Annotated in this window: 13 protein-coding genes; 8 read left to right on the top strand and 5 right to left on the bottom strand. The window is 60.0% G+C overall.

Features of this window, described 5'->3' with window-relative positions; all coding sequences use genetic code 11:
* Positions 1-588 precede the first annotated feature (588 nt).
* Positions 589-1311, top strand: a complete 723-nt coding sequence (locus AB7M26_RS27695) for a response regulator (protein ID WP_123495862.1) — start codon at positions 589-591, stop codon at positions 1309-1311.
* Positions 1308-2918 (top strand): ATP-binding protein, encoded by a 1611-nt coding sequence (locus AB7M26_RS27690; protein ID WP_123495864.1) that lies wholly within the window; start codon positions 1308-1310, stop codon positions 2916-2918. Before AB7M26_RS27695 ends, AB7M26_RS27690 begins: the two co-directional genes overlap by 4 nt.
* Positions 2919-3057: 139 nt before the next feature.
* On the opposite strand, the gene AB7M26_RS27685 is transcribed toward AB7M26_RS27690, so the two are convergent.
* Both AB7M26_RS27685 and AB7M26_RS27680 read right to left on the bottom strand, forming a co-directional pair.
* Positions 3058-3783 (bottom strand): 4'-phosphopantetheinyl transferase family protein, encoded by a 726-nt coding sequence (locus tag AB7M26_RS27685; RefSeq protein WP_221178758.1) that lies wholly within the window; start codon positions 3781-3783, stop codon positions 3058-3060.
* Positions 3784-3999: 216 nt separating this feature from the next.
* Positions 4000-4791: a dienelactone hydrolase family protein gene (locus tag AB7M26_RS27680; protein ID WP_123495870.1), complete on the bottom strand. Its 792-nt coding sequence runs from the start codon at positions 4789-4791 to the stop codon at positions 4000-4002.
* Between the two features lie 147 nt (positions 4792-4938).
* Between AB7M26_RS27680 and AB7M26_RS27675 the strand changes: the two genes are divergently transcribed.
* The 4 genes from AB7M26_RS27675 (at position 4939) to AB7M26_RS27660 (ending at position 8662) form a co-directional block, all read left to right on the top strand.
* Complete coding sequence (locus tag AB7M26_RS27675; RefSeq protein ID WP_123495872.1) at positions 4939-5541, top strand: hypothetical protein; 603 nt, start codon at positions 4939-4941, stop codon at positions 5539-5541.
* A 229-nt stretch (positions 5542-5770) separates the two neighbouring features.
* The gene (locus AB7M26_RS27670) at positions 5771-6448 is read left to right on the top strand and encodes a response regulator (protein WP_007899104.1); all 678 of its coding nucleotides are present in this window, start codon (positions 5771-5773) and stop codon (positions 6446-6448) included.
* Entirely contained in the window at positions 6445-7791 is a 1347-nt protein-coding gene (locus AB7M26_RS27665; RefSeq protein ID WP_123495874.1) for an ATP-binding protein, read from the top strand. The genes AB7M26_RS27670 and AB7M26_RS27665 overlap by 4 nt, the downstream gene beginning before the upstream one ends.
* Positions 7792-8302: 511 nt before the next feature.
* Complete coding sequence (locus tag AB7M26_RS27660; protein ID WP_063342851.1) at positions 8303-8662, top strand: DUF6124 family protein; 360 nt, start codon at positions 8303-8305, stop codon at positions 8660-8662.
* A gap of 303 nt (positions 8663-8965) precedes the next feature.
* Here AB7M26_RS27660 and AB7M26_RS27655 read toward each other — a convergent pair whose 3' ends face one another.
* The gene (locus tag AB7M26_RS27655; protein WP_123495876.1) at positions 8966-9979 is read right to left on the bottom strand and encodes an AraC family transcriptional regulator; all 1014 of its coding nucleotides are present in this window, start codon (positions 9977-9979) and stop codon (positions 8966-8968) included.
* Between the two features lie 340 nt (positions 9980-10319).
* Between AB7M26_RS27655 and AB7M26_RS27650 the strand changes: the two genes are divergently transcribed.
* Complete coding sequence (locus AB7M26_RS27650) at positions 10320-11654, top strand: dicarboxylate/amino acid:cation symporter (RefSeq protein WP_123495878.1); 1335 nt, start codon at positions 10320-10322, stop codon at positions 11652-11654.
* A gap of 145 nt (positions 11655-11799) precedes the next feature.
* Positions 11800-12981 (top strand): CaiB/BaiF CoA transferase family protein, encoded by a 1182-nt coding sequence (locus AB7M26_RS27645; RefSeq protein WP_123495880.1) that lies wholly within the window; start codon positions 11800-11802, stop codon positions 12979-12981.
* Between the two features lie 136 nt (positions 12982-13117).
* Here the strand turns inward: AB7M26_RS27645 and AB7M26_RS27640 are convergent, their stop codons facing one another.
* Together AB7M26_RS27640 and AB7M26_RS27635 are read right to left on the bottom strand one after the other, a co-directional pair.
* Positions 13118-13612, bottom strand: coding sequence for a SprT family zinc-dependent metalloprotease (locus AB7M26_RS27640; protein ID WP_030131101.1), 495 nt, complete (start codon positions 13610-13612; stop codon positions 13118-13120).
* A 193-nt stretch (positions 13613-13805) separates the two neighbouring features.
* The gene (locus AB7M26_RS27635) at positions 13806-14408 is read right to left on the bottom strand and encodes a Yip1 family protein (RefSeq protein WP_030131100.1); all 603 of its coding nucleotides are present in this window, start codon (positions 14406-14408) and stop codon (positions 13806-13808) included.
* Positions 14409-14459 lie beyond the last annotated feature (51 nt).

The raw sequence follows: 14459 nt of genomic DNA, 5'->3' as shown, positions 1-14459 counted from the left end.
AAGTCTTTGGCCGCGAGCCAGGGCTCGAAACCGGATTCCTTTCTGGGGTGCCAGTTTTGACTGCAACACCCGTACCGTTCTGGCTGTTCTGGCCTGAAAAAACGGTGCCATCCGCGCATGCGGTTTGGGCTTGTAAAAACGTGCTTGGTTCAACCATAAACAGGCAATAAAGCACTTGAGTTTCTGGTCTGAAATGTGGTTGGGCTTTTAAGCTAAAACCCTACATGTAGGGTTTTTTTAGCGCCGAGGTACAAGATAATGCGTTTTTGAGGGTGTTGCAACGTACTACCTGTGGATAAACCTGTGCGTAAATTGTGTGTGAAAGGTGGAACGAGCGTGTAGGCCGCGACCTAGCTGGAGCGGACCGTTTTTCACTGATTTTCAGCGATTGAAAACAGTCGTTCGGATTTTTAAGGGCGCGAACCCTATCACAAAAAACCGCTGTGTCCGAACGCATTTACCCGCTTGTGTTCCAGACGTGCGCCGTTTATACAATCGGCCAATGCAGATGCATTCTTATCCTCCCCAATCATTACAAAAAGACGGGCGGATCCTTTCTTAAAGTGATGTTGGCAAGCAGAGGTCACCGTGGAGCAAGAAGTCTGGCAGGTATTGATTGTCGAGGACGACCAGCGTCTGGCCGAACTGACCCGCGACTACCTCGAAGCCAATGGCCTGCGCGTCTCGATTGAGGGCAACGGTGCCCTTGCCGCGGCACGCATCATCAAGGAGAAACCGGACCTGGTGATCCTCGACCTGATGCTTCCTGGCGAAGATGGCCTGAGCATTTGCCGCAAGGTTCGCGACAAGTATGACGGCCCGATTCTGATGCTCACCGCACGCACCGATGACACCGATCAAATCCTCGGCCTCGACCTCGGCGCGGATGACTACGTGTGCAAACCGGTGCGCCCACGCCTGCTGCTGGCGCGCATCCAGGCCTTGTTGCGGCGTAGCGAAGCGCCTGAAGCAGCCCCGGAAATACAGCGGCGTCTGCAGTTCGGCCCGTTGGTGGTGGACAACGCGTTGCGCGAGGCCTGGCTGCATGACAAAGGCATCGAGTTGACCAGCGCCGAGTTCGATTTGCTCTGGCTGCTGGTGGCCAACGCCGGGCGCATTCTGTCTCGCGAAGAAATTTTCACGGCGCTGCGCGGTATCGGTTATGACGGCCAGGACCGCTCCATCGACGTGCGCATCTCACGCATCCGCCCGAAGATCGGCGATGACCCGGAGCATCCGCGGCTGATCAAAACCATCCGCAGCAAAGGCTACCTGTTCGTTCCCGAAGCCTGCGCAGACTTGTCGCTGTGAACTCGATCTTCCTGCGCATTTATGGCGGCATGTGCGCGGCGCTGATTCTGGTGGCCGTGCTCGGCGTGCTGGCCTTGCACCTGCTTAACCAGGTGCGCAGCGAGCAATACCGCGAGCGTCTGGCCCACGGCACGTTCTCGTTGATGGCCGATAACCTGCAACCGATGAACGAAACCGAGCGTCACCGGGCCTTGCTGGTATGGGAGCGCTTGCTCGGGATTCCGTTGGCGCTGAAGACATTCCCCCAGACCGACCTCGACCTGACCCAGCGCACCCGCGTGCTGCGCGGTCAGGCACTGGTGGAACAGACCGGCCCGCACGCGGCAAAGGTTTACCGCTTGGTCAGCGACAAGGAACAACTGGTGCTCACCGGGGAAGTCCAGCAGATCAGCGAGCAACTGGCGCGAGCGACCATTTACCTGTTGGCCGATGAACTGGTGCGCTACCCGGTGGCCGAGCAGCCCAAGCGTCTGGCGCAGTTAAAGGAAGAGAAGGGTTTCGGCTTTGATCTGCGGCTGGTCACGATCGATCAGGCCGACATGGACGAAGATCAGAGCCGCCGCGTATCCGAAGGCGACACGGTGATGGCGCTGGGCAAGGGCGGCGATTCCATCCGGGTGTTTGCCGGCATGGTCGGTACGCCGTGGGTACTGGAAATCGGCCCGCTGTATCAGATGAATCCTTATCCGCCCGAGTGGCTGGTGCTGATCGCGGCCCTCGGCCTGAGCCTGATTGGTTTGATTGTCTATCTGTTGGTGCGTCAGCTGGAGCGCCGTTTGCGCGGGCTGGAAGCCGCTGCCACGCGCATCGCCAAGGGCAGCCTGGAAACCCGCGTACCGGCACGCGGCGCGGACTCTGTGGGGCGCCTGGCCTCGGCGTTCAACGGCATGGCCGAGCACTTGCAGCAATTGTTGGCGATTCAGCGAGAACTGGTGCGTGCCGTGTCCCATGAATTGCGCACGCCGGTGGCGCGCTTGCGTTTTGGCCTGGAGATGATCGGCTCGGCCACCACGCCTGAGGCGCTGGAAAAATACCGCGAGGGGATGGACCACGACATCGAGGACCTTGATCGGCTGGTCGACGAGATGCTCACCTATGCGCGGCTGGAGCAGGGTTCGCCGGCGCTGAATTTTCAGCGGATCGATCTGGATGCGTTGGTCAATCAGGTGATCGAAGAACTGGCGCCGTTGCGCGCCGAGATCACGGTGCAGCGCGGTTTGTGTCTGTCGGCCGCCGATTGCGACGACGCCTGGGTCGAGGCCGAACCGCGCTACTTGCACCGGGCGTTGCAGAACCTGGTGAGCAACGCCATGCGCCACGCCCATTCACGGGTGACCGTCAGTTATCAGGTCGGACAGCAGCGCTGTCGGGTCGATGTCGAGGATGATGGGCCGGGCGTGCCGGAAACGGCCTGGGAGAAAATCTTCACGCCGTTCCTGCGCCTCGATGACAGCCGCACTCGCGCTTCGGGCGGGCATGGGTTGGGGTTATCGATTGTGCGGCGAATCATCCATTGGCATGACGGGCGAGCATTGATCGGCAAGAGCAAAAGCCTGGGCGGGGCCTGTTTCAGTTTGAGCTGGCCGAGGAATCAGGAGCGGCGTTGAGATTGTTGGTGTCCTTTAGGGCCCTATCGCGGGCAAGCCCGCTCCCACAGGGTCCGTGTCGTACACAAAATCTGTGAACACCACTGAAACTGTGGGAGCGGGCTTGCCCGCGATGAGCCATCCCAAACACTGAAAGCCTTCAGGCCTTGATGCTGACCAGACTCAACAACTGCCCATCCATCACCGCAAACTGCGCATCCAGCTCAGTGCCGTTACGCCATTCACCGGACAGGTCAGTCAGCAACCGCAACCGCACTTCACCGTCCGCGCTCCACTCCAGCACTTCGGCGTGTTCGAAATAGAAGCGCTTCTGGACAATCGGGTAGAGCGCCTTGAACAGGCTCTCCTTCACCGAAAATGTCAGCGTGACCAGCATTGCCAATTGATCGCGAGCCCCGGCAGCCATGCGCTGCATTTCAGGCCCGGTGAGAATTTCCCCGGCCAGGCGTTCGGCGCGCTCTGCGTCGAGCAGGTTTTCCAGGTCCATTCCCAAGCCACGCCAATGGGCTTTGTTCGCGACTATTGCTGCGGCCCGGCCAGTGCTGTGGGTGATCGAGCCGGTGATGTGCGCCGGCCATACCGGTGCGCGGTCTTCGCCGATGGCCGGAATGAAACTCAGCCCTTCCAGTTGTTGCAACGCCGCCCGAGCGCAGACTCGCCCGGCGAGAAACTCGGCTTGGCGCTTGGCCACCGAACGCTGGATGCTCGCCGGCGGATCGATGGCGCTGCGCTGGAAATCATCACTGGCCAGTTGCCTGGTATCGAAGTGGGTACCCAACAGGACCGTATCGGGCAGCACAAACGGCAGCGGCCAATGGGCGTCGAGTGGGGTGCAGCAGACGGGTAGGGCGGGGACGGGATTCATGACGGGCATTTTGCCGGGTTGCCTTGGGGCTGGGTAGTGGCTGAGCGCTTTTGTGGCGAGGGAGCTTGCTCCCGCTCGGCTGCGAAGCAGTCGTAAACCGGTGAATGCGGTGTGTCTGAAAAAACGTGATTGCCGGGTTTGGGGCCGCTTCGCAGCCCAGCGGGAGCAAGCTCCCTCGCCACAGGGAGCAATGCTCGGCTCAATGCTGTTGGTGTGTCAGCCAAATATCTTCTTGAAAAACGCCTGCATGTCCGCCCAAGACTTCTCATCCGCGGTCTTGCTGTAACCAATGTCCGGCCCGCCGTGGTCGCCATGGCTCAGACGATCCGCCTCGGGATTGCTGAACCCATGCTTGGCGCCTTCGAGGGTGACGAACGTGTAGTCGGCTTTGGCCTTGTCCATTTCCGTCTTGAACGCTGCCACGTTTTCCGCCGTGACCATGCTGTCCAGAGCTCCATGCTCCACCAGGACTTTCGCCTTCACGCTGCCAGGCGTCGCTGGCGTATTGGTCACCAGCGCGCCGTGGAAACTCACCACGCCCGCCAGCGGCACGCCTTGACGCGCCGCATCCAGCACCACCTTACCGCCGAAGCAATAGCCGATGGCCGCCAGTTTATTCGGATCGGTTTGTGGTTGTTTCTTCAGCAAGTCGAGCCCGGCCTGAAACCGCGCGCTGGCTGCTGCGCTGTCCTTCAAAGCTGCTTGCATGAAGGCCATGGCGTCCTTGGCGTGTTCGGTGTTCTTGCCGTCGCCAAACATGTCGATCGCCAGCGCGCTGTAGCCCAGACCGGCCAGATCACGGGCGCGGCGCTTGGCGTAGTCGTTGAGGCCCCACCACTCATGCACCACCACCACGCCCGGGCGCGGGCCTTTGATGGCGTCGTCGTAGGCGTAATAGCCGATCAGCTTGGTGCCGTCGGCACTCTGGTAGGGAATTTCCTGGGTCTGGATGGCGGCCTGGCTGACCCCGCTCAGAGCCAGTAACACGAGGGCGAGGAACACACGCATGATCAAATCTCCATATTAGTAATCGTGAGAACAGCGTAGTCGATTTGATTCAGCTCAGGTTCAGAGTGCGTTCAGGGGCCGTACAGGGAGGGGGCAGTAACCTTGCCCCGTACCCAAAAAGCACATAGCGCATGAGGAAACTCCCCAATGACTACTTTTAAAAAACTGCTTCTGGCTTTCACCGTGATGGGCGCCAGTGTGGCGGCCCACGCCGACACCACCAATTTCGCCGGCCTGACCTTTGGCCAGACCAGCGACAAGGTTAAAAAATCCAGCGCCTTGAACGACAACCTCAACCACCCGAACGCCGACGGTGTGATCGGCAAGGACAACACCTGGGGCGTGCGTCTGGGCCAGCAAGACAGCAAGGGCCGCTACTACGCCACTTACGACAACGTATCGGGCTCGCACAATGGCATTAAACTGCGTCAGGAAAACCTGCTGGGCAGCTACGATCTGTTCTACCCGGTGGGCGGCAGCACCAAACTGTTCGGCGGTGCCACGGCTGGTTTGACCAAACTGACCCAGGATTCGCCAGGCTTCAGCCGCGACAGCGACATCGGTTACGCCATTGGCGGCCAGGTCGGTGTATTGCAGCAAGTTTCGCAAAACACCTCGGTCGAGCTGGGTTACCGTTACCTGCGCAGCAACGCCAGCACCGAGATGAGCGAGCGCGGCGGCAGCAAACAGGGTTCGCTGGATTTGACCAGCAGCGCCCAGACCTACCTGTCCGCCAACTACGCTTTCTAAAAAGCGTTTCGCGGCCAGTCGGTTAAGCCGCGCACCCTGTGGGAGCGGGCTTGCCCGCGATGACGGCAGCACATTCACCATTGATGTGTCAGACCGATCGCTATCGCGGGCAAGCCCGCTCCCACAGGTTCTGCGGCTTGATTGCTGGCGTCGCCCTGTCAGCCATTGAGGTGCTGTGCCTTTGCATATGTTGCGCCTTTGGAGATGTTGATTTGCCCAGGAGAGCGTTATGAAATTGCTGGTCGTCGAAGATGAAGCGCTGTTGCGCCATCACCTGCAAACCCGCCTGACGGATAGCGGCCACGTGGTCGAATCCGTGGCCAACGCCGAGGAAGCGTTGTACCAGGCCGAGCAGTTCAACCATGACCTGGCGGTGATCGACCTCGGTCTGCCGGGCATGGGCGGGCTAGATCTGATTCGTCAATTGCGCTCCCGGGGCAAGACATTTCCGATCCTGATCCTCACCGCGCGCGGCAACTGGCAGGACAAGGTCGAAGGCCTCGCCGCCGGTGCCGACGATTACGTGGTCAAGCCGTTCCAGTTCGAAGAACTGGACGCCCGGCTCAATGCCTTGCTGCGCCGCTCCAGCGGTTTCACCCAGTCGACCATCGTCGCTGGCCCCTTGCTGCTCGATCTCAATCGCAAACAGGCGTCCCTCGATGAACAACCGCTGGCGCTGACCGCCTACGAGTACCGGATCCTCGAGTACCTGATGCGCCATCACCAGCAAGTGGTGGCCAAGGACCGCTTGATGGAGCAGCTCTATCCGGATGACGGCGAGCGCGATCCGAATGTGATCGAAGTGCTGGTCGGCCGCTTGCGCCGCAAACTCGAAGGCCCGGCCGGCTTCAAACCGATCGATACCGTGCGTGGCCTTGGCTACCTGTTTAATGAGCGCTGCACTTGATTCGTTCCCTTCGCGTCCGGTTGATGCTCGCCGCCACCCTCCTGGCGGTGTTGTTCATGCTGGCGTTGCTGCCGGCGATGCAGGGCGCGTTCAGCCTGGCGTTGCAGGATTCCATCGAGCAGCGCCTGGCGTCGGACGTCACCACGCTGATCTCCGCCGCGCGGGTGGAAAACAACACCCTACAGATGCCGACGCAGCTGCCCGACGAACGCTTCAACCTCACCGACAGCCGTTTGCTCGGCTACATCTTTGACCGCGAAGGTCATCTGGTCTGGCGCTCGAAAGCTACCCAGGAAGAGAAGATCAACTACAAACCGCGTTACGACGGACGCGGTAATGAGTTCGCAAGGATTCTCGAAGCCAATGGTGAAGAGTTCTTCGTCTATGACGTCGAGGTCAAACTGCTGGGCGGCCAGAGCGCAGCGTTCAGCATCGTCGCCCTGCAACCGGTGCGCGAATACGAAATCACCCTCGAAGGCCTGCGGGAAAACCTTTATCTGGGCTTTGGCGCAGCCTTGCTGGTGTTGCTCGCCTTGCTGTGGATCGGCCTGACCTGGGGCTTGCAGGCGTTGCGCCGGCTGAGCCAGGAGCTGGACCAGATCGAAAGCGGCACCCGGGAAAGCCTCAGCGAACAACACCCGCGTGAATTGCTGCGCCTGACCGGCTCGCTCAACCGTTTATTGCACAGCGAACGCGAGCAGCGCAGCCGTTATCGCGATTCCCTCGACGACCTGGCCCACAGCCTGAAAACCCCGCTGACGGTATTGCAAGGGGTCAGCGAAGACATGGCGCAAAAGCCGCAAGAGCGCGATCAGGCCTGGGTGCTGCAAACCCAGATTGAGCGCATGAGCCAGCAGATCGGCTATCAACTGCAACGTGCGAGCCTGCGCAAAAGCGGTCTGGTGCGCCACCAGGTGCGCCTGCGCCCGGTACTGAAAAGCCTCTGCGACACGCTGGACAAGGTCTATCGCGACAAACGCGTGCGGGTCGCTTTCGATCTGCCGGAGCAGTGTTACGTGCCGATCGAGCAGGGCGCCTTGTTGGAAATGATGGGCAACCTGCTGGAAAACGCCTATCGCCTGTGCCTCGGCGAAGTGCGCATCAGCGTGCGCGAAACCCTCAGTGGGATTGAGTTGTGCGTCGAAGATGATGGGCCGGGCGTGCCACCGGATCAGCGTGCGCGGATTTTGCAGCGGGGCGAACGGCTTGATCGTCAGCATCCGGGGCAGGGGATTGGGTTGGCGGTGGTCAAGGACATCATCGAAAGCTACAGCGCCAAGCTGACGCTGGGGGATTCGCCAATGGGCGGGGCGGCGTTCCGGGTTCATTTTCCGGTGGTGTGATCCCTTGGATTGATGGTGTTCTTTCGGGCCTCATCGCGGGCAAGCCCGCTCCCACAGTGATCGGTGTCGTTCACAAATCTTTTGATCAAAGTAGATACCTGTGGGAGCGGGCTTGCCCGCGATGAGGCCGGTACAGCCACCACAAGTCTTGGTGTCAGACTGATAAACAAGCACTGTTTAAACGACACTTCCAGATACTCTCCCAGGCTACACATTCTTGCGCCGCTGCCTACGACTACGCCAGAATCCGCCGGCTAGTGCGCCTGGGGCGTGGGCTATATCGTTTCCCTGTCGCTGAAAAACAGCGATCGGGTTTGGTAGCCCGGGTCTCTTTTCGCAAAGCACTACCTTTTGCTGAGATGTTTCGTCTCGTCTTTATGGTGGTCATGCGCAGGGCGCCTTCGGGCGCGCCGTTTTCCTAGAGCCCGGTCTACCAACCTGCGTCTGGCCACCACCCTTCGTTTGGTAGCGAGAGTGATGGCTCCTTTAAAGTGCTTTAGGAGTTTCATCCATGTTCAAACCAACGCCAAATCCTCCGGAAACCGACCCAACCTCCCCCTACGAGTCCCTCGATTCGAAAAAACTCAACGAAGCCGCCGACCGCGCCCTCGATTACTACCTCAAGCCGGACATCCCCAAAGACACCAAGCGCAAGCCCAGCACCATTTACCATGTCGGTGCCGAGGTCGATAACGAAACCCTGCTGGTCAACGCCTGCGAATCCCTGGCGTCAGCGAGCATGATGCTCAGTGAATTCGCCGGATTGATGGACATGCCACATCGCAACATGATGTTAGGGATTCAATCGGTGGTCATGCTCGGGGAGCTGGCCGTGAACCGGGTGCTGGATAACTTCGATCCGCGAGGCTAGCGAAGAACCTGTGGCGAGGGAGCTTGCTCCCGCTCGGCTGCGCAGCAGTCGCAAAACCTGAGCGTGCGGTGCATCTGAAAAACCGTGACTGCCGGATTTGGGGCCGCTTCGCAGCCCAGCGGGAGCAAGCTCCCTCGCCACAACAGCATGGCTGTCTGCAAAGTTCTGTGGTGTTTTTTCGGGCCTCTTCGCGGGCAAGCCCGCTCCCACAGGTTTCGACTTCTGACACAAAATTTGTGAACAACACAGCCTCCTGTGGGAGCGGGCTTGCCCGCGATGAGGCCAGTCAATTCAACCGAAATATCAGTTCTCCTGGGCCCGGTAAGCCCCCGGCGTCAACCCCGTCCACTTCTTGAACGCCCGGTGAAACGCCGACGGCTCGGAAAACCCCAGCTGCTCGGCAATCTGTTGCAACGACAGATCCGCGCGCCCCAGGTGATAAATCGCAATGTCCCGCCGCAACTGATCCTTCAATTCCTGAAAACTCGTGCCTTCTTCGCGCAAATGCCGCCGCAAGGTTTGCGGGCTGATGTGCAGGTGCGCGGCCACGGCTTCCAGGTCTGGCCAGCGCGCGCTGTCGCGGCTGAGCAAGCGCCGCAACTGGCTGCTCAGGCTGTCGCCTTCGTCGGGGCGCGATAGCAGGTCGGCGGGGGAGCGCTCGAGAAAGTGCTTGAGGGTTCGTTCGTCCTGCAACAGCGGCATGTTCAGGTAGCGACTGTGAAACAGCAGACTGCTTTGCGCCGTCGTGCTCTTTACGGTGGAAAAGCTCAGCGGGCAGGAAAACAGCAAGTCGTATTCGGCCCCGTGTTCGGGCCTCGGGTAGCTGAACGTGGCCTGCTCCAGACGAATGCGCTGGCCGATCAGCCAACTGCCGAACCGATGCCAGATCACCAACAGGCTTTCGCTGAGGAAGTGGTCCGGATCCCACAGCGACGAATCGTCCAGGCTCAGGCGAACCCTGTCGCCTTCGTGGCTCAGCGTCAGACGCGGCGCGCCGGGGAACAGGCTGTAAAACAATAAACCGCGATTGAGCGCTTTCTCCAGCGTGCGGCAGTGAATCACCGCATGGCACATCATCGCGAAGCTGCCGGGTTTGCTCGGGGCCTGCCCGAAGCCCAGGTATTCATCGTCCAGGGCCAGCCACAGCCCCTGGATCAATTGAGCGAACTGCTCGGGCGCGATTCGGGCGCGCGGCTCCTCGAGCAGCTCGGGGCTGATCCCCAGTTGCTGCAACAGACTCCAATAGTCGTAGCCACGCCGACGCGCGCCACCGAGGGCGGCGCGGGCGAAATGGCTGGCGATGGTGCGTTCGCGCATAGGGGGCAGGTCCGTCCACTGAGCAATGGATGGTAGCGGTGCCTGTCGAGAATGAACAAGGCGGATATCCGCCAAATTGCAGGACGAGGTTTGGCTGATGGGCGGAAATCCGCCACATCGTTGTGACGGGTCAGTGACCCAAAAAAACCTGTAACCCTTGATGTCACAAGGCTGGCGGGGTTTTTTTCGAAGGTGGCACGGCGCTTGCGATACAAGCCGCAGAGGTCTGCCGGCAGTGCAGCTCGACAAAACAAATCCCTCCAGTGCAGGAGGGTTCGCAATTGAGGTGTCAGGGGCAACAGATGGATGTTGTTACTGAGGCACTCTTGAGGAATTTACAATGACGACTCGTCAGCCACTGTATAAATCCCTGTACTTCCAGGTGATCGTTGCCATCGCTATCGGCATCCTGCTCGGTCACTTCTACCCGCAGACTGGTGTAGCCCTCAAGCCGCTGGGTGACGGGTTCATCAAACTGATCAAAATGGTCATCGCGCCAATCATCTTCTGTACCGTCGTCAGTGGTATCGCCGGCATGCAGAACATGAAATCGGTCGGCAAGACCGGCGGCTATGCGCTGCTGTACTTCGAAATCGTCTCCACCATTGCCTTGCTGATCGGTCTGGTCGTGGTCAACGTCGTGCAACCGGGCGCCGGCATGCACATCGACGTGACGACCCTGGACACCAGCAAAATCGCTGGCTTCATCTCGGCTGGTAAAGACCAGAGCATCATTGCTTTCGTCCTCAACGTGATCCCGAACACCATCGTCGGCGCCTTCGCCAACGGCGACATCCTGCAAGTGCTGATGTTCTCGGTGATCTTCGGTTTCGCCCTGCATCGCCTGGGTGCCTACGGCAAACCGGTGCTGGACTTCATCGATCGCTTTGCTCACGTGATGTTCAACATCATCAACATGATCATGAAGCTCGCTCCAGTCGGCGCGTTCGGTGCGATGGCCTTCACCATCGGCGCCTACGGTGTCGGTTCGCTGGTGCAACTCGGTCAGCTGATGATCTGCTTCTACATCACCTGCATCCTGTTCGTGGTTCTGGTTCTGGGCGCCATCTGCCGCGCACACGGTTTCAGCGTCATCAAACTGATTCGCTACATCCGTGAAGAACTGCTGATCGTGCTGGGCACTTCCTCTTCGGAATCCGCACTGCCACGCATGCTGATCAAGATGGAACGCCTGGGTGCGCAGAAATCGGTTGTGGGTCTGGTGATCCCGACTGGCTACTCGTTCAACCTCGACGGTACGTCGATCTACCTGACCATGGCGGCTGTGTTCATCGCTCAGGCGACTGATACCCCGATGGACCTGACTCACCAGATCACCTTGCTGCTGGTGCTGCTGTTGTCCTCCAAAGGTGCGGCGGGTGTGACCGGTAGTGGCTTCATCGTGCTGGCAGCCACTCTGTCGGCCGTGGGTACTCTGCCGGTGGCCGGCCTGGCGCTGATCCTCGGTATCGACCGCTTCATGTCCGAAGCCCGTGCGCTGACCAACCTTGTGGGTAACGCCGTGGCCACCCTCGTGGTCGCCAAGTGGGTGAAAGAGCTGGACGAAGACAAGCTGCAAGTCGAGCTGGCTTCCGGCGGTCGCGGTATCTCCGACGAGCGGGAAGTAGACGACCTGGGTGTGGCTGAAGGCCCAACCCCAGCCAGCGTCAAGTAAGTACTTTGGCTGCATGAAAAACCCGCTTCGGCGGGTTTTTTCATATAGGCAGTTTGAGCGCAACGGTCACCGCCACTGGCACATAAGGTGATTGCTGCAATGTCCTCGGCTGCCTAGGCTTGAGGAATCGCACTGGAGAACACTTATGCTCGGTCCACTGGCATCACTCAAGGTTCTGGATTTCTCGACCCTGCTGCCGGGGCCGTTCGCTTCGTTGCTGCTGGCAGATATGGGCGCCGAGGTGCTGCGCATCGAGTCGCCGACCCGCATGGACCTGCTGCGAGTGCTGCCGCCGCATGATCAAGGCGTCTCGGCCAGCCACGCGTACCTCAATCGCAACAAGCGCAGCCTGGCGCTGGACCTCAAGCAGCCCGAGGCGCTGGAGGTGATCAAGCAATTGCTGCAGGACCACGACATCGTGCTGGAGCAGTTTCGTCCCGGCGTGATGGACCGGTTGGGTTTGGGGTATGAAGCCTTGAAAGCGATCAACCCGAAGCTGATTTATGTGTCGATCACCGGGTATGGCCAGACTGGCCCCTACAAGGATCGCGCCGGCCACGACATCAACTACCTGGCGCTGGCGGGGCTTTCGAGCTACACCGGTCGCGCCGACAGCGGCCCGGTGCCGTTGGGCATGCAGGTGGCGGATGTCGCGGGCGGCTCGCTGCATGGGGTGATCGGCCTGCTGGCGGCGGTGATCGCGCGACAGCAGACCGGGCAGGGGCAGTATCTGGATGTGAGCATGACCGACTGCGCCTTCAGCCTGAATGCCATGGCCGGTGCCGGGTACCTGGCCTGTGGCGTGGAGCCGGGCAGGGAAGATCAGATGCTCAATGGTGGCAGCTTCTACGATTACTACCGTTCACGCGATGGACGCTGGTTGTCGGTGGGCAGTCTGGAGCCGGTGTTCATGCAGCAACTCTGCACGGCGCTGGGCCGGCCGGAATTGGCGGCCCAAGGGCTGTCACCCGAGCCGGCCCGGCAACAGGCGCTCAAGGAGGCGTTGAAAATTGAATTCGAAAAATACGACTTTGCCCAGTTGTGTGAGCTGTTCGCCGGGGTCGATGCGTGCGTCGAGCCGGTATTAAGCCTGGGCGAAGCGGTGCGGCATCCGCAGTTGAAAGCGCGGGAATTGGTGACGGAGGTGCCGAGGGGCGATGGTTCGACTCAGGCGCAGATGGCTTGCCCGTTGAAGTTTTCGGACGGCTTGCCTGAGCCTCGGCATATTGGCGCGACGCTGGGAGCGCATACCGATCAGGTGTTGGGGGAGTTGGGGTTCAGTGTTGAGCGGATCGAGGAATTGCGGCGTGCCGGGGTGATTATCTAGCGTCTGTCCCGGCCTCATCGCGGGCAAGCCCGCTCCCACAGGGATCAGCTTTGATTACAAAATGTGTGAACGACTCCGACCACTGTGGGAGCGGGCTTGCCCGCGATGAGGCCGGCCCAAACACTACTAATCTGACTTATTCGACCCGCATCTCGCCACTGAACACCAATGTGCTCCTGCACCGCCTGCACAAATACCGCCGCCCCTGTCTCACCAAACCATGTCGCTGCGCCGAAAACGGGAAGTCGCTGTCGGGGCACGGGCATCTGTAGATGTAGCGGGTCACGCTACGGCGTTTGACGTCGTAGGTGTGGCAGCGATTGGGCGGCAGTTCGTACACACCGCGCATGATCAGTTGCCACTCTTCGCCATGAGGCTGGATGCGGTCGCCGAACAGTTGATGGGCGATCAGGTGCGCGACTTCATGCGCCACGGTCTGCTTGAGAAAGTCTTCGGTGTTTTCCCGGTACAGCTGCGGATTGAAACGCAGCAGGTTCTCGTGCAAATGCGCGACACCGGCTTTTTGCCCGCGCAGCTTGAGGCTCACCACGGGGCGTTTGAAAGGTCGTTTGAAAAAGGATTCGGCTTGTTGAAAACAGTCTTCGACGCGGGTATTGAGTTGCTCGGGCATGCTTGATGGATCTCCAGAGACGTCGAGTATGCCGCAACCCTCGGGGCTTGCGAATCGTCGAGGCGCCGAATGGTCGTCGCCGCTTCCTATCGTCGAGCCCTCTATCCCGGAGTTCTTTATGCTGAGCATTAGAAGGCCGCCTTGCGGCGGCCTTGTATTGGCAGATCTTGATTGTTATGTGGGCGGTCGGTTGTCAGTTGGTATAGACGGGACCCACGCCCAGGCCCCAGACAATCACGGTGAACGCCATGATGGCTACCAGTACCACCAGTCCTACGGCGAGCACCGAGCTTGAAAACAGGAATCCCTCGTCCGACGGAATGTTCATGAAGGTTGGCAGGCCCACATACAGCAGGTACACCGTGTAGCAGATGGCGGCGGTGCCGACGATCATTCCCAGCCACATGTGTGGGTACAACGCCGCCAGACCGCCGATAAATAGCGGTGTCGCGGTGTAGGTCGCAAATGCAACGCAGCGTGCCAGACTCGGGTTGGCGTCATAGGTGCGGGCCATCCAGTGGATGAACGCGCCCATCACCGCGACACCGCCGAGCATCGCCAGATACGACATGATGGTCATCCACAGTGCGCTTTCCATGGTCAGCATCACCGGCGCCCGATTACCAATGACCCAGCCGACCTGCGTGGTGCCGATAAACGCCGACACGGCAGGGATCGCCGCCAGAATCAGGGTGTGCGTGAGGTACATGTGGCTGATGCTTTCCTCCTGGTCGCCACGGATTTCTTTCCATTCCTGGTCAGGGTGGGTGAAGAGCCCCACTACGTGATGGATCATGCCAGTCACTCCTCTTGTTGTTGCCATCGCCCCCCAGCGGAGCGCTTACGG

It is taken from the genome of Pseudomonas sp. F-14 TE3482, assembly GCF_053629455.1.
Note: the sequence above shows the minus strand (reverse complement) of the source record. Positions and strands in the feature narration are given on the sequence as shown.